Source organism: Microcoleus sp. ARI1-B5, assembly GCF_036705795.1.
Lineage (GTDB): Bacteria > Cyanobacteriota > Cyanobacteriia > Cyanobacteriales > Microcoleaceae > Microcoleus.
This window is the reverse complement of the sequence record NZ_JAUBVK010000037.1, coordinates 18022-39027: the sequence shown is the minus strand read 5'-3', so window position 1 is coordinate 39027 and position 21006 is coordinate 18022. Positions and strand designations below refer to the sequence as shown.

The window sequence follows — 21006 nt, the reverse complement described above, 5'->3', positions numbered from 1 at the left end:
ACAGTATTTGAGAATAGCATGGAAGCGGAAAAAAAGGCTGAGTTTGTCAAATTATTTCAAGAATTTGTCAATTCATATCCATACACTCCCGATGGGTTGCGTCACACAGCGGCGTACCAGGAGCAGCGTCAACATGGGCGTCGAAATTTTGAAGCGATCGCTGCTGCTGCTGAGTCTGGAGAAGATGTGACTGAATCTATAATGTTGAAACTTCTACCTTACCAAGACTCTCCTACTAATCGACAAAGGGGAGGCTGGATTCATATTAATCCGTGCATAATAAAAGGGTTATTATGGAATTCAAAATCCTATAAAAAATTGTCATTAATAGCGCCAGTAAGAATTGCAGAATTAATTTTTTATTTAGTCTGCTGTTGTAACGACGATCCGAGTCAGCTATATTCGGCCTGTAGAGACTTTTCAGAAGAAATGCGCGTCTCCTTGTTCGGCGAGATAGGAATGCTAACACCTATCCTCAATGCTCTCCGTCCCGATGACTTTCTCGCGATTAATGATAAGTCAATACAGGTTATTAACTATTTCGCCCATACTTCGTATAGCAAAAAGCTAATAGACTACTCCTCTGCTAACTTCACCGGACGCGAGCTAATTGAAGAATTAACTAAAGAAATGCACCAAAATGGCGCTCCATCTATTCGAGATGACGATCTATTTGATATGTTCTGCCACTGGCTTGTCGAGATAAAAAAATATGAATTTCCTAGTAACGAAGTGCCACTGATAGATGAGGAAATTATGTTTAAATACGCTGTAGAAGAAGTAAAGTTGCAACCAGAATATCTTTTGAACCAATGTGCCGAAGAAACTGGCTTCACAGAAACCCAACTAACCCAATGGATACACACCATTAACCGCAAAGGCCAAACCATCATCCAAGGCCCGCCCGGAACCGGAAAAACCTTCCTAGCTCAAAAACTCGCCCAACACTTAATCGGCGGCGGTGACGGTTTCTCAGACACAATCCAATTTCATCCAGCTTATACTTATGAAGACTTTATTCAAGGCCTCCGCCCACAAAGTCAAGAGGGGCAATTAACTTATCCAATAGTGCCCGGTAGGTTCCTTGAATTTTGCGAAAAAGCCGAAGTCTGTGAAGACATTTGTGTTCTCATTATTGATGAAATTAATCGCGCAAATTTATCTCAAGTCTTTGGCGAGTTAATGTATCTCCTAGATGACCGACAGGACACAAAACGCTTTATTACACTAGCCAGCGGTCAAAAGTTTAAAATCCCTGCAAATGTCCGCATCATCGGCACAATGAACACCGCAGACCGTTCTATTGCTCTAGTCGATCAAGCCCTCCGCCGCCGCTTCGCATTCATTTCCCTTTCTCCTAACTATGAACTGCTAAAAAACTATCATGATAGAGAGCAAACAGGTTTTCCAGTTAAGAAATTAATTGGCATTCTCGAAAATGTCAATCGGGCAATTAACAACAAACATTATGAATTAGGCATCTCCTTCTTTTTGACAAAAACCTTAGGTGAAGATATCCAAGATATTTGGCAAATGGAAATTGAGCCATATCTCGAAGAATACTTCTTTGATGACCAGGCAAAAATGGATGAATTTCTCTGGGATAAAATCAAAGACAAATTGAGCGATTGAGAATCTAACGCTACCATTACCCAAAATACGGCGTTATGCTAGTAGCCGTAGGGTGTGTCGCTATAGACAATCCTCAATCAAGAGCGACAATCTAATAGCGACGCACCTGCTCCATCGCGCTCTGAGAAATCAACCCTCGGTTTCACTCTCGCCCAATATTTTTGTCTTAAGCAAGCTTTTTTATAAATGGTGGAAGGTGCGTCGCTATGAGATTGTCGGTTTTTATTGAAATATTTTTTAGGGCGACACACCCTACGAATAATGTTGTAAAAATTAGTTAATTTAGTATTATGGGATCTATGAAACGAGAATCACCCCAAATTATCGAACTCACAGAATATCAATCAGCAACCTTTGACCGAGATGCAATCCCCGAATTAGTAGGAGAGAAAATATACCATAATTATGCTAAGGAAATAGATATAGAATTTCCCAACTATAAGAATAAATATAAATGGCAATTAAAATCTCAAGGCAGAGTTGGCAATATTCCAATCACTCCACAATTTCACATTGTCATCAAGCCAAAAGTTCCGATCGCAAATTTATTCGGAATGCTTGAGTATGCCTACGAACTTAAGATAAATTTTCCAAAAGGACAGATTGAGTGCGAATCTTTGCAACAAGTCTATGAACGATTAGCTAACATCCTTGCGCTGAAAATTCTCGAACGCTGTCGCAAAGGATTATATCGCGATTACTTACCAAAAACCGAAAAACTTTCCTATATTCGCGGTCGGATTGATGTCCGGGAAGCTGTGCAAAAACCTTGGGAAGTCAAACTAAAATGTCACTATAACGAACAAACAGGCGATATCGAAGACAATCAAATTCTGGCTTGGGCACTTTTCATTATTGGCCGCAGCGGTTTGTGCGGCGAATCTGTCTCATCGACGGTGCGAAAAGCTTTTCACGCACTCCAAGGATTTGTTACCCTAACATCTTTTAAACCAGAAGCTTGTATCGATCGCACTTATCACCGTTTGAATCAAGATTATCAAATATTACACGCCCTCTGCCGCTTTTTTCTGGAGAATACTGGGCCAAGTCACGAAAAAGCCGATCGCCAAATGCTACCTTTTCTCATAAACATGGCTAGTTTATATGAACAATTTGTCGCTGAATGGCTCAATGCCTATACACCAAAAGGCTTTTTTGTCAAGAAAAAACACACGGTCGCACACGACCAAAATTATTGCGATCGCATTGACTTACTTCTGTGCGACAGAGAAACAGGTAAAGTCCAATACGTCCTCGATACCAAATACAAAAATCCCGATCGAGTAGACAGTAGTGACCGCCATCAAATAGTTGCCTACGCAAATGCAGTAAACTGTAACAATGCAATTCTCATCTACCCGCAACACCTCAACCACCCACTAGACATAAAAAATGGCGATCTGCGAGTTCGCAGTCTAAGCTTTTCCCTAGATGACGATCTCAATGAAGCCGGAAAAATATTCTTAGCCTCTCTACTTCCAAACACCGTCTCCTATTGGTGACAACTTAAGAAAACGTACAAATTAAGGCATAGAGAAAAAATGTAAAGAGCTGAAACATTTACAGGCAAAGCAGTTTAGCTCCAGTGAAGCTGTAAGGGAGCCTCTCTGTTTTGCTTTTTTAGTGCGATCGCCCCCGATCGCTAATGAGATGATCCCCAAAACAGTCTTGATGTATAGCAGTTGACAGTTGACCTGGGACAGTTGACAGTTGCAGAACGGGAATCAAATCATTGATGCAGTACGGGTATCGGCTCTATTCATGAAGTTATTTATGTCCTGACCGATGTGGCGGTTGCTATACAACAGCTTAATTAATAAGTTGTATAATTCAATAAGCAGAAAAAGTCATTATCCAGAAACAGCTCCCGTTCCCCAAAAGCGCATTGATGTGCGCCGCCATCTTCAGATCGACCAGGCAACTGTGATAGATTGGTTCGACGCAGTATTACTGCACTGCGACAGTTTCGACACTGCACAAGAAGCAATCCACAAGGAGCTGTGAACTGGATGACTGCGGGACAAGGAATTGCCCACTGGGAGCCATCTCTTAACCTCGCTCACCCTACTTAAATCACAAATATGATGAACTCCCAAGATTTTTTGACGAGAAGTGATGGGTACTTACCCAACAAGGAAACTGATTTACTAAAGACTCCCCACGATGTCTGTGTTGGTGTTCCAGCATCCAGTCACGATGTCTCCTGTGTCCAGGAGTTTCAAGGCGATATAACTGCATCTGACTATGTGAGTATCCATCAATGGTTTGAAGCGCAGGTTAAGCAGACTCCTGATGCGATCGCCTTGTCATTTCAAGGGCAAGAATTAACCTATAACGCCTTAAATCAACGCGCAAACCAGCTAGCCCATTACCTCAAATCACTAGGGGTGCAACCCGATGAACTGATTGCTATCTCTATGAATCGCTGCATGGAAATGGTGATTTGCTTTTTGGGGGTGATGAAGGCTGGTGCGGCCTATGTGCCGATCGACCCAACCTATCCCCACGAACGTCGAGCGTACAAGTTACAAGACGCCGCTGTGCGATTCATTTTGATTCAACAGCATCTGGTTGAATTTTTGCCAGAACACAATGCTCGCGTGATTTGTCCAGATACAGACTGGCACGAGATGGCGCTATACAGCACTGAAAATTTGTCTCTGCTGACAACGCCCGAGCATTTGGCTTACGTTATTTACACCTCTGGTTCGACGGGATATCCCAAGGGTGTAATGATTGCTCACCGGGGCATGGTTCACCACAGCAAGGCGATCGCACAGGCATTTAATCTTCAGGCTGGCGATCGGGTACTTCAATTCTCTAGCATGAGCTTTGACACCATCATTGGGGAAGTTTTTCCATCCTTGGTAAGTGGTGCAACAATCGTGCTGCGAACGGAAGACTGTATTAGCTCTACCCGCCAATTCCTCGAATTTATTGAGCAAGAACGCATTACTATTCTGCACTTGCCAACTGCTTTTTGGCATGGCCTCGTCAGCGGACTCTCATTGCTACGCGTTCCCATGTCGCCAGATGTGAGATTGGTGATTGTGGGCGGAGAAAAAGCCTCTCGGGCTCTGTATGGTGAATGGCGACAATTGGTTGGGCAATATCCTCGTTGGCTCAATGCCTATGGGCCAACTGAAACTACGGTGACGGCCACCATTTTTGACCCGATCGCTGAAGATTACGATCTCAGTAGTGAAGCAGACATTCCGATCGGTCGTCCTCTTCCCAACAGCCAAATTTACATTCTGGATGAAAACCTAAATCTTGTGCCAGATGGCGATATTGGAGAACTGTATATTGGCGGCCCAGGGCTTGCGAGGGGATATCTCAATTTGGCAGAACGCACTGCAAGTAATTTTGTTGCTAATCCATTTAGCGATCGACCTGGAGACAAACTTTACAGAACAGGGGATACTGCCCGCTATTTACCCAATGGAACGTTGGAGTTTATTGGTCGCATCGATTTTCAAGTAAAAATTCGAGGTTTTCGGATTGAGTTACTAGAGATTGAAACCTATTTGGAACAGTACCCATCTGTGCAGCAAGGTATAGTTTTGGCACGGGAAGATGTACCCGGTGAAAAGCGCTTAGTCGCATATATCATCCCTAAGAATGGGAAACAAATGAATGTGTCTGCACTGCGTAGTTTTCTACAAACCAAACTACCGGCATATATGATTCCGGCAGCGGTTGTGGTAATGGACTGTTTCCCGATGACGCCTAATGGTAAGGTCGATCGCCGTGCGTTTCCAGAACCTCAGGTTGCCGATCTGGTTAAAAATAGTGAAGCTGTGTTACCTATTGATGGACTAGAAGCTCAACTCGTCCAAATTTGGGAGCAATTGCTCAATATTAAGCCGATCGGTACTACGGATAATTTCATGGATTTAGGCGGTACATCCCTGTTAGCAGCTCGCTTAGCTGACAAAATTGACCAAAAGTTCCAGCAGAAGGTCCCACTATCGATTATCTTCCAAGCCCCAACCATCAAACAACTAGCCGACATTCTACGTCAAGGCGATATCCCCAACCAAAGCCTTTCCTTAGTTGAGATTCAACCGCAGGGTTCTGGGTCACCGCTCTTTCTGTTTGAAGGAGTGTCTATTTATCATCCGTTAATTCCATATTTAGGGCTAGATCGGCCGATATATGGCTTAATTGCTGTTGTTAAAGATGGCGTGAACGGGCCAGTCAATCAGGTTGAGGCGATCGCAGACTATTACATCAATGAACTCGTGAAGGTGCAACCAGAGGGCCCCTATTATTTGGGTGGTTTGTCATTTGGAGGTATTGTTGCTTTTGAGGTAGCTCAAAAATTGGCAGCTAAAGGACAGGAAACAGCGTTATTGGTGATGTTTGATTCGATGTTGCCCTCTGCCTACAAGCCCCTACCCCTCGATCGGCGGCTGCGCTTCCATGCCCAAAAAATTGCCAAGCAGGGTATAGGTTACATCATCCGTAGCGTCGTCGATCGCACGATCGCACTTACAGACGGAATGACAATGCTGGCCCGCAAGGCGATCGGGCGATACCTTAAGGCGAAAGAACCTACAGAGTCAATGTCTTGCACCACGGACTATTTGATGACAGGCAAGATAATTGAGCAAGCAGAACGAGCTTACGTGCCAAAACCCTATGCTGGCAAAGTAGTCATGTTTCGAGCACTGGATTCTGAAGATGGCAAAAGTATCAGTCTCGATCCGGATCTAGGCTGGAAACCCTATCTCAAAGACGGTCTGACCATTTACGATGTACCTGGAGACCATCTAGGTATTTTACTCGAACCCAATGTCGGGGCGATCGGCAACCGAATCAAGCTATTGCTGGAGGAGGTAATGGTGCAGAAGTAAAGTTTTTGGCATTCTTAATCGATATTCAGACAGGGTTGCATAGAATTACATAATTCAAAAAAGTATAACTACCCTCAATCAAGCCTGAAAAACATTTTTAAACTCTCTATTGCCAAACACTCTACCCTAACTCAATACGCTTGGCTTAACGCTTTTTTACGAATTTCATCTCACGATTTCATAGGCAATACAGGAATTTTTGGCAAGTCAGATAGTTCTTAAATGAACCGTATTATGCCCTAACTCTTCTCGGCGCCAAAATCACCAGAAAAAATTGGTTTAAAGCCGGAACCCTTGTAGGGATAAATTAAAATCAGACGATTCATTACTCCAATCCTCTCCCTTCTAGGTAGAGGTCGCCCTCAACTGTCAACTGTCAACTGTCAACTGTCAACTGAATCACCCTCTGCCGTTCATTTCACCCACAAAAAAAAGAGGCGCGATCGCGCCTCTCAAATCTTTCATGTCTGGGTTCTAAACACTAACAGCCACTTTCGATTCCTTCGCAGTCAACTTTTCGTAAGTCGCCCGCATCTTCAATCCCACCAATACTTGGAACAAACCAGTTCCATTGTTGGAACCGGGATATTCGCGGTGCTGGAGCAACAGGTGAGTCAACTCGCCTTCGTACTTCGCAGAAGTCTTGCTCAAATGGCTTTCGATGTAAATAACTTCTTCGAGATTTTCAAACTGACCGTCTACTTCCAAAATCGAGACTTCGTGGCCGTAGAAAGCATCTGGCCCGTAGTACATCTTAATGCCGGGATAAGAACAAGTCAGCTTGCGGCCGCAAGGAACCCAGTTAATTGTTGAACCTTCGTCAAACAAATACGCAGGCTCAAAATTGGCGATGCCTTCGCGCTGGATCATCTGCACCCGCAGAACTTTCCGCTCTTTGTCATCTTTGATCAAGTTGGTCGGCAACACTTGAATTACCACATCAGCATATTGCTTTTGCGGGTCGATGTAGGCGGTAAAATCCGGTTTGCGAGCATTGATCGCAAACAGCACGTCTTCGTAACGGTGGCCCCGTTCCGCCATGTCGCGCTGGATTTTCCAAGCAATTTTTACCTCGTCGCTGATGTCGAGGTAGACGCTGAAGTCGAGGAGCGATCGCACTCGCTCGTCGTAAAGCGGGTGCAGCCCCTCAATCACAATCACGTGATTCGGCTCTACCCGCTCAGGAGGATCGAGCAGACCGGTTTCGTGGTTGTAAATCGGTTTGTCGATCGCCCGGCCTTCTTTGAGCGCCTTCATTTGCTCGGCCATCAGGTCAAAATTGTTCGCTCTCGGGTCAAGGGCGGTAATCCCTGTTTCCTTGCGCTGCTTGCGATCGAGACAATGATAGTCGTCGAGGCAGATTACAGTTACGAAATCTTCCCCGAACAAATCTGTCAATCGGCGCAAAAAAGTAGATTTTCCGCAACCGGAGTCTCCGGCTACGCCAATTAAAACCACGCGATCCGGCTTACTGGTCATAGTTTCCCTCTAACAAAATCACTGTTTACTAAGTAACTGAAGTCTAGATTCCACAAAATTTCAGCCCGCAGGTAGCTACAAGCAGGCTTTCTGCGGGTTTGCTACCCCGAGAGGATCGAGCACTCACCAGCATACAGCAGTCAGTTGACTGCCTGCCAGGGAAGACCCAAGGAATCTTCAAGGCAAGAAATTAATACTAACTTTAGTGGTTAATCTTACCAGAATGCGTCCGCCCCCTACAAGCTCAACGTCATTTGGTTAAATTCTGTTTTAAGCTGTACTGCATTATAAATTGTATATTTCTTGAGCCGTATTCCCATCAGACCCTCTCCCCTTCTCGGACCATCAGACCCTCTCCCCTTCTCGGACCATCGGACATCTCCCTAAATCAGAACGAGTTATCGGGGCAGATCCCCCGATCGGGTAAAATATTGGCAGTACGCAGACAACAATAGCTATAGGTCAACACCTGAACACATCCGGGCGAGGCCAAGCGCGGCGTTCGGCTAATTGGGAATTAGAGGCGGAGCGATCTCAACTTGACACTCCCGCCTGCGCGGCCAGGCCCAAAGATTCGCGCGGGCAATTAGTCCAGGTGGCCTTAAGAAAAAAGTAAATTGAGTCTAACGTCACATTCTCTTTCTTTATAACTCTGTATCGTGAAGGACAAGCAACAAATGTACAGCCCAAGCATATCTGGTGTAGCGGCCAACTCAGAATCAGGCAGCCGCATCTTTGTTTACGAAGTGGAGGGTATGCGTCAGAGCAAAGCAACTGACGAAACAAGTCACCAGATTCGCCGTAGCGGCAGCGTGTTTATCTCCGTGCCCTACGATCGCATGAATCAGGAAATGCGCAGAATTGCTCGCATGGGTGGCAAAATCGTCAGCATCCGCCCCTCAAACGGCGCTCCCGAAACTACTAATGGCAAAGTCGCACCAGAAGCAGGGCTACAGAGTCAGAAATCTGGAGAAAAAACTAAGCCCATGACTCAAGCCAAGGAAAAAGTTCAGGTTCCTGTTAACCTCTACAAGCCGGCCAATCCCTATATTGGTAAGTGCATTTCTACAGAAGAAATGGTCAGAGAAGGCGGCGAAGGCACAGTCCGCCACGTCACCTTCGACATTTCCGGTGGCAATTTGCACTATCTCGAAGGTCAAAGTATCGGGATTATTCCCGATGGGACGGATAAAAACGGCAAACCTCACAAAATTCGGCTTTACTCGATCGCCTCCACCCGTCACGGCGACAACCTCGACGACAAAACTGTCTCCCTGTGCGTCCGCCGGCTCGAGTACAAACACCCGGAAACAGGCGAAAAAGTGTTCGGCGTTTGTTCGACTTTTCTCACCGGTTTGCAACCGGGGGATGATGTCAAAATCACCGGCCCTGTAGGCAAGGAAATGCTCTTGCCCGACGACGAAGATGCCACCGTGATTATGATGGCTACCGGTACGGGTATCGCTCCTTTCCGCGCTTATTTGTGGCGGATGTTCAAGGAAAATAATCCAGATTACAAGTTCAAAGGTTTAGCTTGGCTGTTCTTTGGAGTTGCTTACACTCCCAACATTCTTTATAAAGAAGAGTTGGAGAAATTGCAGCAAGAGTTCCCCGATAATTTCCGCTTGACTTATGCGATCAGCCGCGAGCAAAAGAGTGCTGAAGGCGGCAAGATGTATATTCAAAACCGGATTCAAGAGAACGCAGACCAACTGTGGGAATTGGTTCAAAAACCGAATACTCACACTTACATCTGCGGTTTGAAGGGCATGGAAGGCGGCATCGACGAAGGAATGTCTGCTGCATCTAGCAAGCACGGCATTGACTGGGCCGGCTATCAGAAACAGTTGAAGAAAGACGGTCGCTGGCACGTTGAAACTTATTAATGTCTAGCCGGATTTAATTTTAATTGTAGGGCGGGCTCGGCTCGCCCTACAATTGTTTTAAACAGTTTTGACTCTTGAGAGGCAGATTCACCCAATACAAGTGTAAAATAGACAGTAAGCTCACCGAAAAAGGGAGATAACTGACATGGTTATAACTTCTACCCAAAAACTCACCTTTGAAGAATATCTGAACTATCAGGGAGAGTCAGGTGTTTGTTATGAATTATATCGGGGCAATCTAATCGAAATGCCAACACCCACAGCTATACATATCAAAATCTGTGAATTTTTGGTTTACCAGTTCCGGCGCTTCTTTGCAGCATACAACCTACCGCTAGTTGCAGTTGTCACTACCGCAGTCCGAACCGAGGAAAACTCTGCGCGCGTTCCTGATGTTGTGATTTGCACTCAGAGTCTTTGGGAACAAGTCTGTGCACAACCTGGTTCCGCAGTCTTGGACTTTGAAGAAAAACCGCTGTTAGTTATAGAAGTTACCAGTCAAAATTGGCGGGACGACTACATCCGCAAACGGGCAGAATATGACTTAATTGATATCCTCGAATATTGGATTGTAGACCCCAATCTACTAAAAATACGAGTCTGTAGCCGTCCCGAAAATGAAGGTAGTTATTCTCACCAGGAATTTTTGCCTGGACAGCAAGTTCAGTCTGTACAGTTCGCTGAATTTATTTTATCGGTGAATACGCTGCTCTCTCCGCCGCTAGTAGAAGATTTAATTCGAGAAGAACAAGCGCAGCGACAGCAGCTAGAACAGCAAAATCAGCAGCTAGAACAGCAAGTAAATGTAGAACGCCAGCGGGCCGAAAGATTGGCGCAGCGGCTTCGAGAAATGGGGGTAGACATGGATACAGAACTTTGATTTGTAATATCAAGCCCGGTTAATTAGTCACGCAGATCCCCGACTTCTTAAAGAAGTCGGGGATCTGGGTATTAAGCTTACTTAATGACAAATTGCTTGATTAGCATACAATGATTGTAGGTTAATTGAGTTTCTACGGGTCAAAGTCGTGGCTTTCAAAATTGGTTTGCTAGGTTTGGGTACAGTTGGCGCGGGAACAGCAGAGATTTTGCTCTCCCCAGACGGCCGCCATCCGCTGTTGCAGGAATTGGAAATCTATCGGGTGGGAGTGCGCGATATTTCTCGAACTCGGTCTTTACAATTGCCAGAAAATGTGCTGACAACTGACCTAGAAGCGATCGCCACTGACCCGTTCGTTGATATTGTAGTAGAACTGATTGGCGGATTGGAGCCGGCGCGATCGCTCATTCTGAAAGCTATCGCCCACGGGAAGCACGTAGTCACCGCAAACAAAGCAGTTATCGCCCGCTACGGCCATGAAATCTTCGATGCGGCCAACAAAAAAGGCGTTTACGTAATGCTAGAAGCTGCTGTCGGCGGCGGCATTCCGGTGATTCAAACCCTCAAACAATCTTTAGGTGCAAACCGCATCAAAACTGTCACCGGCATCGTTAACGGCACAACTAATTACATCCTGACGCGGATGCAGAGTGAAGGTGCAGACTTTGCCGAAGTGCTCGCGGACGCTCAGCAATTAGGTTATGCTGAAGCTGACCCCACAGCAGATGTGGATGGATTAGATGCGGCCGATAAAATTGCTATTTTAGCCTCGCTGGCTTTTGGCGGGCGCATCAAATTAGCAGATATTCACTGCGAAGGTATCAGACAAGTTAGTGCGGCTGATATTGACTACGCCGACAAGCTGGGATTTGCGATTAAATTGTTGGCTATTGCTCGAGAAACCAGCAAAATTTCCGAGCAAAATGGGGATGAAGAAGGCGAACTGCTTTCAATTCGAGTGCATCCTACTTTTGTGCCGAAAACTCATCCGCTGGCGAGTGTTAACGGTGTTTACAATGCAATTTTAGTCGAAGGAGATGCGATCGGGCAATTGATGCTGTACGGGCGCGGTGCGGGTGCTGGACCCACAGCTAGCGCCGTAGTATCCGACATTTTGAATGTGGCGGCCATCCTGAAAACCGAAACTGTGCCGATTCCCCATCCTTTGCTGAGTTGCTCTCACCAACACTACTGCAAAATAGCAGAAATGCAGGAACTTGTGACTCGCTTTTACGCCCGTTTTCTGACGCGGGATACGCCAGGGGTAATTGGCAAACTCGGCACTTGTTTCGGCAACCACCAAGTTAGTTTGGAGTCAATTGTGCAAACGGGAATTCACGGCGATTTAGCAGAAATTGTTGTCGTGACTCACGATGTTAGGGAAGGGAATTTTCAACAAGCACTCGATGAAATTCGCGCGATGGAAGCAGTCGATAGTATTGCTAGCACGTTGCGAGTTTTGTAAAGTGAATCTGTAGGGGCGGGTTTTACAAACAATTTTTCCCAATAATTGATAATCTATAAAACCCGCCTCGCCCAACTATAAATCCCCGCGTACATTTTTAGCATTTGATCTAAGTAAAAGTTGATTTATATTATTCGTTGTGTGGGGGCGGGTTTGATAGATTGTTTGTACTCATTAGATATTGTTGGTAAAACCCGCCCCTACCAAATAATGAAAACAATAAAATTGGATTTTGTCGATCGCCCTACAGGAAGGCACTTGCTAGATTTCCTCTACGAAAAGTTTGCCAAACCCCAACTCCACGATACTGAGGAGCCCAGCAATCCGTCAATTTATGTTCGGCACGAATCGGGGCAAGTTGTTGATGGAAATTATATCATAGAAAAAGTGTTTGAAGACTTTCGCACTGGTTTTTATGCTGAAAGTCGCGTTCCCGTTTCTGGCAATAATCCGGCTGTGCTCGTGATTCGGGGATACGGTTCGTGGTATCCTTTCGATCGCGTTTTGGAAGATACGCCAGATGTATTTATCGCCAAAGTAGAACGCCAGTTAAAAGCGGCAGAAACTGCGGGCGCTGTTGATTGGATAAAACAGCAATTTCACAGCGGAAATCCGGCGGATGTCATCGGAGAAAGTTTGGGCGGCAAAGTTGCTCAGCAAATTGTAGCAAAATACCCGGAGTATATTCGATCGACTGTAACGTTTAATTCTTTGGGCGTTGCGGAAAAGTTAGCTCAAACTTCCACCGCTAAGAATGTTTTTCACTACTTTACTTTAGGCGAAAGGTATGCTTTCTGGGCAAATGGAGGCGATTACATACCGGGCACGATTTTTGTGATTTCCCAAAAAGGGAAAAACTGGTGGTATAAAATCGAAGAGGCGATCGTCCGAATGGCCCGTTTTAAAGGCAAGTTTCCCAAAAGGCGAGTCCTGGTGGTAATGTTGGCTCAGTGGCTGCTGTTAAATCGGCACAATGCGATCGTCCTCAACAAGAAAAAGCCGGTAGTCGTTGAGATCGATCGCGCGCAACTGCAAATTTTCCGAAAAAACCGCTTTACCTAAACTCAGACAGAATTGCTTCAGGCTGCGGATGGCTGATTTTCCCGCGCTGCGGCGGCGAGTACCAGACAAAGTGCTGCTACCGCTTTTTCCCACTCTTCCTTAACGGCGGTGGGTTGAACCTCATCAAACGCGCTAACTAAACGAGGGATCGATCGTTCTAATGCAAGTCTTGGAATCGATTTGTGCAGATCGACTAAACGAGTTAAACTTTCTTGATTCTTCAAAAAACCGACTACCCATTTTGTAGCATGATCGGGACTGTCAGGGACTTTTTCAAGTCCTAGTTCTGTTTGCAGCCAATTGTAAAAAGGCGGTAGCTTTTGGGCTAGAACAGTTCCAGCAGTGGGCAAAGTTTCTTTGAGCAAAGCAGTATCGAGACTTCCCAAAACTTGATTTAATTCCGGTGAATCGAGCAAGCTAGTTAATGGGAGTGAACGCAGGGCTTCTGAAGTATCGGGGGATACATTTAAAGTCCGCGAAAATGTTTCGAGCATTGGGCCGTCTCTGGTATGAATGACCTTTTCACTATAACAGTAAGGCGCATCAATGAATGTGAGCTAGCTCATATTAAGCAATTTTGATTTGGAATAATTAAATTGAACCCATTTTTTTTAAGCTAGCAACTCATCGACGGCAATACTAAAACCAGGCAAAACTATTTGAGTGCTGACAACTTCACCTATGGTAAATAAAAGTCTCTGCTGTTGAGTGACAACAACAATCCACTCACTCTCAGGAAGTACCAGCCATATTTCTTGACAGCCGGATTGCAGGTATTCATGGGTTTTGGCAAATACTTCTTCCGCTTTATCAGTAGGAGAAATAATTTCAGCAATCAACGGGAAACTTTGAGGAAGTATGGTAAAATCATTGAATTGGGCGACTAATTCGGGTGTCAAGTAAGAAACATCAGGACAGCGACCTCTCCCTACTGTACGGCAACCAGTTTCTGTGTAAACTTCTCCACCTTGTCCGCTGGAAATTGCGTAATTTCCCCAATAGCGGGATAGCCGAGATTGAATCCGACCAGTTTTTGCTGTCATGCCGTTTTTTTCTACTAATTCTCCATCTACCCATTCTGTGCTGTCAGGCGGGTTTTCCATCCATTCTTCTAGGGAAATGCGGGGAAATTCAATAACTTGAATTTCGCTCGATTCGATGAGTGAATTTACCATCATGTGAGTCAATCCTTTTATATGTGTACTATCTCACAAGTTGAGCGGGATATTAAGTTTTATAGAGTGACTGCTGGGGCGGGTTTATAATAAAATTAGTTTGTAGTGAGGAATGCAAGTCCTAGTCAGGAGAGAAGAGGACTGAAGCCCTCACTACGAACCTATATTTGAATATTTTAAACAAATTCTCCTTTCGCCACCATCACCACTTTACCTCCGACCAAAACTTCTATTTCTTCCTGATTTCTTTGAGCTTTCAGCAACAACAAAGAAGGTCTACCAATCTCGTAACCCTGCTCGACTCTCACATCAATCTGTGGTTCCCCGCAATAATCATATTCTAGCAAATATCCAGCCAAACAGCCATTGGCACTCCCCGTCGCCGGATCTTCGGGAATTCCTAAGGAATGGGCGAAAACTCGGACGTTCAAATCATTAACTTCGCTGTAAGTTTCCGGGCAGAAGATTAAAATTTCTTTCGCTTCTGTGGTATTGATCAGTTCAAAATATTTGTCTAAGTTGACTTGAGTTTTTTTGAGCGAGGCGAGGGTTTTTAACGGTACAATTATAAACGGGACTCCCGTCGAAACTTCTTGAATTGGAAATCTAGAATCAATTTCATCGGGTTCTAAATTCAGGATGCTTGCGAGAGTTTCGGCTGGCAAAACTTGACCGAATGTTGGCGGGTTTTGTCGCATCCACAAAATATCTGCCGCTTCATTGCGATAATTAAAGGTGACAGGAATTTGACCGACGGCTAGATTGAGAATTACTCGATCGACCTTTTCGCCAATTATCTCTTGCTGCAACACAAACGCAGTCCCCAACGTCGGATGGCCGGCAAACGGCAATTCCTTCTTGGGCGTGAAGATCCGCACGTCGTAGCCGTTATTTTGGAGGAAGGGCGATCGAATAAACGTCGTTTCTGAATAATTGATTTCCTTCGCAATCAGCAGCATTTCGGCTTCGGAGAGTTCAGCAACTCCATCACCGCAAAACACAGCTAGTTGGTTGCCAGCATATTTTGACTCAGCAAACACGTCTACTATATAAAATTTCACAGTTTCTTCCTTTTACAGTATGATATCGAGCGTGCGATCGGGAAGCTCGCGATCGAAACCAGAGCACTGCTTCACTCGCAATGACAACCAATTTTGTACAACGATAGCCCAGATTGTGGCCGGGGCGGGTTTATTAGATATCGGATTTGTATTGGAGACATTGGCGAAGGGCGCCCCTACTAGATTAATGATAACCAAATTACCTATGATTCGCTACTTCAAACAACGAACAGCCTCCAACATTCCCCTCGCTTTATTGAGAGTTTCCTCTAACCCGCTTTGAGTTTCTTTGTTATACTGCTGACATCATTGAACTTAGGACGGGTGAATTCATGAGCATTGATTTGGGCCGGTCAACAAACAAGGGAACTGCTTTGGTGAAGCTTGCTCATCAGTTTCAGAGCCAAATACTCTTTAAAGACGAGTACATTAGCTGGTTCTTTGATGAAGCTGCAGTACGATATCTTCAGGAACAGCCTTTTAGCATTGATGCTGAGCCAAAGGATGATGTTGAGAAATTTTACAGAAATGCCTATTGGTACATTGTTCTTAGGGAGAAGCATGGCGATGAAGCGATCGCGGCCGCGATCGCATCGGGGTGCAAGCAAATTCTTATGTTAGGTGCAGGATATGACACGAGATTTTTTCGTCTTCCTTGCATCAAAGAAAACTCGATCTCAACCTTTGAAATTGATTTACCAAAGACAATTGAAGATAAGAGAGAATGTCTCGTTAGAAAACTAGGTGTTATTCCTCAAGGCTTATCACTTATTCCTTTTGACTTCAATCAAGACAATCTTAGCAGCCTTTCACAGTATGGCTTTGACAATGCTATTCCTACTGCATACATTTGGCAGGGCGTGAGTTACTATTTGCCGAAACAAAGCGTTTCTAATTTCTTGGACTTTATCCAATCTCAAATGGCATCTGGCTCAGTTTTCGTATTTGACTGTTGCTCGCCCCTCATGACGTTCAAAAACGATCGAGTTCCAGGCATCGCCTATCAAATTGACAAACTCAATGAAATAGGCGAGCCATTTCAGTTTGGTATGTACGGTAATGAAATGGAAGCTTGGTTGAGAGAAAAAGGCTTTCAAGACATCCAAATTCTGCAACAAAATGACTTAGAAGCCGAGTTTATTCACAGGAGAACGCTACCAGAGAATATGTGGTATGTCGTGACGGTGAAAGCTTAAGTGCGATTAATAACGATTAAACTTGCTACTTCAAACAGCGAATAGCCTCCAACATTCCCCGGGCTTTATTGAGAGTTTCTTCGTACTCCATATCCGGGTTAGAATCGGCCACCAAACCAGCACCGGCTTGCACAGAAACCGAATGTTTGTCGCCTCCCTGAGAACGAACAACCATAGTCCGAATTGCGATCGCACTATTCAACTGTCCCTCAAAATCATAATACCCGTAAACCCCAGAATACGGGCCCCGGCGACAACCTTCCAACTCGTGGACAATTTCCATCGCCCGAATCTTGGGTGCACCGCTAACCGTACCAGCAGGAAAACCAGCTTTCAACAAATCCCAAGCAGTCTTATCCTGGGCCAATTCTCCTATCACATTGCTCACGATGTGCATCACGTGAGAATAGCGCTCAATTCCCATTAATTCGTCTACTTTTACAGTACCGCTGCGGCAAACTCTGCCTAAATCGTTCCTGCCCAAATCAACTAACATCACGTGTTCCGCAATTTCCTTCGGATCTTGCAGCAATTCAGCAGCCAAAGCATCATCTTGTTCGGGAGTTTTGCCCCGGCGGCGCGTGCCGGCAATCGGCCGCAAAGTTGCAATCTTCTTGCCGTCAGCAGTATTTTCTGCCTTCACCATAATCTCGGGACTGGAACCGATAATCTGCCAATCTCCGAAATTGAAATATGCCATGTACGGAGAAGGATTTATCAGGCGCAAAGAGCGGTAAAGCGCAAAAGGATCGCCGCTGTATTCAGCCTCCAGCCGCTGCGAAATCACAACCTGAAAAATATCTCCCGCTTTGATATAATCCTTGGCTTTCAAGACATTTGCACAATACTTGTCGCGGGTGATATTGCTGCTGTAAGCTAATTCTGTATTTCCGCTTGTGGAAGGGGCATCTTGCCCGTAACTCGGCGGAGTCCATTCTATGAGGGTAGATTGCTGCGAAAGCGGCGATTTCAGCTTATTTACTAACTGAGAAACCCGATCGCACGCTTCCCCATAAGCCTCGACCAAATCTACCCCAACCTCCCGCAAATCCGCATAGGCGACGGCCCAAATTTTCCGTTTCACCTGGTCGAAAATCAGCAAATTATCAACCTGCATCCACAACCCATCCGGCAAATCGTTCTCGCTGGCTGGGTGCACGGGAACTCGCGGTTCTATCCACTTAATTAACTCGTAACCCCAAAAACCGAACAACCCGCCAATTCCCGGCGGTAACTGCGGCAATTTCACTGGTTTGTAAGGCTGCAAACACTCGGTTAAAGCCGCAAACGGATCGCCCGCAAATACTTTTTCGGAACCGTCGCGGTAAACTTGAGTTGTGCGAGATCCCTTCGCCTCCAAAATCCACAGCGGATCGCACCCTAACAAACTATAACGCCCAACCTTCTCTCCACCTTCCACCGACTCCAGCAGAAAACTGTAAGGTTGACCGGCGCAAACCCGATACCACGCAGAAACAGGCGTATCCAAATCAGCAACCCATTCTTGATACACGGGTACAAAATTGCCTTGTTTCGCCAGTTCCGAAAATTGTGAGAAATCGGGAAATATCATATACTCAATTCGCTATACAATCAATAAACAAAAGACGGAAACCAACAGCCATCGGGCGACTGGTACTCGCCCACTGCCATCACCGCCATCGGCTTGACGGCGCGCAGCCCTTCTTGCAAACACCAGCGAAACAGAGTTGCATACCTCAGCGGCAAGTGAAAATCCAGCTTTTCTTCGGAACTGTACGCAGCAGCCCCTAAAAGCAAAACCTGCATATCTGCCTCGGTTTCGGCGACGCTGTGACCCAAAGTAGATATCGCACAAGTATAAGCCACAATCCGACCTTGCTGGCACGCAACCAAGGGAGAATAGTTATTTAGGGCGTATTTGATCTCGGAAGTTCGATCGCACCCACAGACTTTTTCGCACAAATCCGCACATTCGGCAACATCCTCAATTGCCATCGGCCGCACCTCAAACCCATACTGCGGCGGGCTGTGAAACTTCCCATCCATTAACGCCAAAGGTTCCTTCACATCGAAACCAACAGAAGCGTACAGCGACAGCGAGGCCATGTTGAAAGATTCTTGCACCAAACGAATGCCCAGAGCGTCTTTTCCCCGTTCCAGTAAGGCTTTCATGATTTCCCGTCCCGCGCCGCGGCCTTGAAAAGTGCGATCGACACTCACAGGCCCGATGCCGCGAATCGGGTTGCGTTCGTCCATAAAACCGCAGCCGACAACCGCACCGTCACTCTCGGCTACGACGGCAAAATATGACGGACTTTCGAGCCAAAACCGAGTGATTAGGGCCGCCAACTCTACCGTTAGAAAATCTGTGTGAGGGAATTGGTGGCGATCGGAAATACCTTTAAAAGCTTCATAATTAATGCGAGCGCAAACATCGATATCATAAGGCTGCGATCGTCTGATTGCGACATTCATTTTTAATTTAACGATTAACTTTTAATTAGATTTGAAGTTGGCAGTATAGCTGGGTGCTGCCCATTGCTGCCCAATTAATCCTAAAAACCTTTGTATTCTCGTTTATAACCGAGTCCCGATCCCCCTCAATCCCCCGAATCGTTGCGGGAGTAGGGGTTGAGGAAAGAGAATACTCTTGTCCCCCTTTTTAAGAAGGGGAGTAGGGGTTGAGGAAAGAGAATACTCTTGTCCCCCTTTTTAAGGGGGAGGAAAGAGAATACTCTTGTCCCCCCCTTAAGAAGGGGGGCTAGGGGGGATCTGTCTTAACTGAGTCCAAAATAAGCAATATTACCTATGTTTTGCTCAGCCGTGCAGTCATTACCTAAGGATCGAAAGTCTTCTTACCGCTGAACTTCAGCTTAGCCGGATTTGGATTGCTGCCAATATTGCGGTCAATCTTACCGTTGTAGGGACGACCTTCGTTCACCTTCTCAGGGAACACGCCATCCTTGGGATGCAGGTACTCAGTAGTACCGTCGGGAAACACGCGGTAAATTTTGTAGTTCGTGATTTTGAATTTAGCCCGCAGTTGCTGGCCGCCCAAAGCGATGCACTGCTCCTTCCGGGGCAGATGCAGCAAGTTGTCGCCTTGACGCATAATCGCAGCGCCACCAGTAGGCATTTCAAACACCTGCTCCTTGGGGCTAGTCCAAGTGATAGCGTACTTCTCTTCAACTAGCGCCTTGGTCAGCAAGCCGCCTGTGCTGCCGCCGAAGATTGGGGGTTGTCCAGTGAGTTGTTCGGCCATAGATATATCCAAAGGATTTTTAGGGCATCCTATCATCGAGACTGCACGCTGTTCTCGAAATTGTAAGGAAAATTAACAGTTTTTTGGCGATCGATCTTTTCTGATAATTGATAATTAGTAATTAATAATTGATAATTGGTAATTTTCACCAAAGTTAGAAAACAGAATTATCAAACACGAATCCCGAAAAAAATAATCTAACAAAACGCAATGCTTCGGGTGCCCTACAAGCACCCGAAGCATCGCACATTCCCCCAATTCCCCCCACACACACATCGCACAATTTACCGCAGCCTAAGTCAAGAACCAATTCGGGTCATAGCCGCGCGGAATTTGACTCAAAGCAGCCCAAGTTTGTCGATCGACAATCCCGTTGACCTCAATCCCAAAGCTTTTTTGAAATGCGCGAACAGCCCGATCCGTCAAAGTAGAAAATTGGCCGTCAATGGAGTCGCCATAGTGCTTGGAAATCGTCAGAACTTCCTGAACAGTAGCGACTGCTTCCCCAGAACTGCCGAATTTGAGTACCGGCATATTAACAGGAGCTTCAGTATAAAGCGCCTGCCAAGTCAGCGGCCCGACAATGCCGTCCGGCGACAAGAAAACCCGAAACTGAAACAGTTTTACAGCAAATTCAACTGATGAGTTAAAAATTCCTTTCGCAGGCTGCCGGTAAACCAGCAACTTGGTTAGCAGTTGTTCGAGTTCCAATACCGCTTGACCTTGAGAACCTAATTGCAGTTGTGGCTTGTCGGCCATAGGTTGAGTAGATTTCATCTGGCTTGTAGGTGTCATAATCGATTGTCCTAAATTCTCAGTTGAAATATTCTTGTTGCAAAAATCGTTTTCCGGGCAAAAAATTTTTAGATAATTAGGTGGAAATAAATCTCACGCAGCTAGCGCGCCTGCGTGAAACTGCTTTCCTCTCGGGCGTATATCCTCAGCTTTACTCAACTTTTGCAATTTGGTCTGATACACAAGTGTTGAATCTTGTTAGAAAATTTTACGTCGTGTCCTCGGAATGCCCGTATCTTGGCTATATTCCAATAGCTATGGCTTTGAGGCGA

16 protein-coding genes are annotated in these 21006 nt (G+C 45.6%); 8 read left to right on the top strand and 8 right to left on the bottom strand.

Going from position 1 to position 21006, the window contains the following annotated elements:
• The first annotated feature begins 18 nt into the window (after nt 1–18).
• The 3 genes from QUB63_RS30860 to QUB63_RS30850 all read left to right on the top strand — a co-directional run bounded on the left by QUB63_RS30860 (nt 19) and on the right by QUB63_RS30850 (nt 6491).
• Nucleotides 19–1632 (top strand): McrB family protein, encoded by a 1614-nt coding sequence (locus tag QUB63_RS30860; protein WP_332949187.1) that lies wholly within the window; start codon nt 19–21, stop codon nt 1630–1632.
• Nucleotides 1633–1931: 299 nt separating this feature from the next.
• Complete coding sequence (locus QUB63_RS30855) at nt 1932–3134, top strand: McrC family protein (protein ID WP_332949186.1); 1203 nt, start codon at nt 1932–1934, stop codon at nt 3132–3134.
• A 579-nt stretch (nt 3135–3713) separates the two neighbouring features.
• Nucleotides 3714–6491: a non-ribosomal peptide synthetase gene (locus QUB63_RS30850; RefSeq protein WP_332949185.1), complete on the top strand. Its 2778-nt coding sequence runs from the start codon at nt 3714–3716 to the stop codon at nt 6489–6491.
• 474 nt (nt 6492–6965) lie between these two features.
• Here QUB63_RS30850 and QUB63_RS30845 read toward each other — a convergent pair whose 3' ends face one another.
• A complete protein-coding gene (locus QUB63_RS30845) occupies nt 6966–7970 on the bottom strand; it encodes a phosphoribulokinase (RefSeq protein ID WP_332949184.1) in 1005 nt (334 codons plus the stop codon).
• Nucleotides 7971–8647: 677 nt separating this feature from the next.
• On the opposite strand from QUB63_RS30845, the gene petH reads away from it, so the two are divergent.
• The 4 genes from petH (at nt 8648) to QUB63_RS30825 (ending at nt 13263) form a co-directional block, all read left to right on the top strand.
• On the top strand, nt 8648–9856 hold the full coding sequence (petH, locus tag QUB63_RS30840; RefSeq protein WP_332949183.1) for a ferredoxin--NADP reductase: 1209 nt from the start codon (nt 8648–8650) through the stop codon (nt 9854–9856).
• 145 nt (nt 9857–10001) lie between these two features.
• Complete coding sequence (locus QUB63_RS30835; protein WP_332949182.1) at nt 10002–10736, top strand: Uma2 family endonuclease; 735 nt, start codon at nt 10002–10004, stop codon at nt 10734–10736.
• 148 nt (nt 10737–10884) lie between these two features.
• Entirely contained in the window at nt 10885–12201 is a 1317-nt protein-coding gene (locus QUB63_RS30830; protein ID WP_332949181.1) for a homoserine dehydrogenase, read from the top strand.
• Nucleotides 12202–12411: 210 nt separating this feature from the next.
• Nucleotides 12412–13263: an alpha/beta hydrolase gene (locus QUB63_RS30825; protein ID WP_332949180.1), complete on the top strand. Its 852-nt coding sequence runs from the start codon at nt 12412–12414 to the stop codon at nt 13261–13263.
• A 17-nt stretch (nt 13264–13280) separates the two neighbouring features.
• Here the strand turns inward: QUB63_RS30825 and QUB63_RS30820 are convergent, their stop codons facing one another.
• The 3 genes from QUB63_RS30820 to QUB63_RS30810 all read right to left on the bottom strand — a co-directional run bounded on the left by QUB63_RS30820 (nt 13281) and on the right by QUB63_RS30810 (nt 15499).
• On the bottom strand, nt 13281–13757 hold the full coding sequence (locus QUB63_RS30820; RefSeq protein WP_332949179.1) for a hypothetical protein: 477 nt from the start codon (nt 13755–13757) through the stop codon (nt 13281–13283).
• A 117-nt stretch (nt 13758–13874) separates the two neighbouring features.
• A complete protein-coding gene (locus QUB63_RS30815) occupies nt 13875–14441 on the bottom strand; it encodes a Uma2 family endonuclease (RefSeq protein ID WP_332949178.1) in 567 nt (188 codons plus the stop codon).
• A gap of 173 nt (nt 14442–14614) precedes the next feature.
• The gene (locus tag QUB63_RS30810; RefSeq protein WP_332949177.1) at nt 14615–15499 is read right to left on the bottom strand and encodes a PhzF family phenazine biosynthesis protein; all 885 of its coding nucleotides are present in this window, start codon (nt 15497–15499) and stop codon (nt 14615–14617) included.
• Between the two features lie 332 nt (nt 15500–15831).
• On the opposite strand from QUB63_RS30810, the gene QUB63_RS30805 reads away from it, so the two are divergent.
• Nucleotides 15832–16695 carry a class I SAM-dependent methyltransferase gene (locus QUB63_RS30805; protein WP_332949176.1) on the top strand — a complete coding sequence of 288 codons (864 nt, stop codon included), beginning with the start codon at nt 15832–15834 and terminating at the stop codon, nt 16693–16695.
• Nucleotides 16696–16720: 25 nt separating this feature from the next.
• Here QUB63_RS30805 and trpE read toward each other — a convergent pair whose 3' ends face one another.
• From trpE to QUB63_RS30785, 4 genes are all read right to left on the bottom strand, one after another.
• On the bottom strand, nt 16721–18268 hold the full coding sequence (gene trpE / locus QUB63_RS30800) for an anthranilate synthase component I (protein WP_332949175.1): 1548 nt from the start codon (nt 18266–18268) through the stop codon (nt 16721–16723).
• Nucleotides 18269–18288: 20 nt separating this feature from the next.
• Complete coding sequence (locus QUB63_RS30795; protein WP_332949174.1) at nt 18289–19152, bottom strand: GNAT family N-acetyltransferase; 864 nt, start codon at nt 19150–19152, stop codon at nt 18289–18291.
• Nucleotides 19153–19513: 361 nt separating this feature from the next.
• Complete coding sequence (locus QUB63_RS30790; protein ID WP_332949173.1) at nt 19514–19939, bottom strand: photosystem I reaction center subunit II PsaD; 426 nt, start codon at nt 19937–19939, stop codon at nt 19514–19516.
• Between the two features lie 294 nt (nt 19940–20233).
• On the bottom strand, nt 20234–20734 hold the full coding sequence (locus QUB63_RS30785) for a peptidoglycan-binding domain-containing protein (protein WP_332949172.1): 501 nt from the start codon (nt 20732–20734) through the stop codon (nt 20234–20236).
• Nucleotides 20735–21006: the final 272 nt, after the last annotated feature.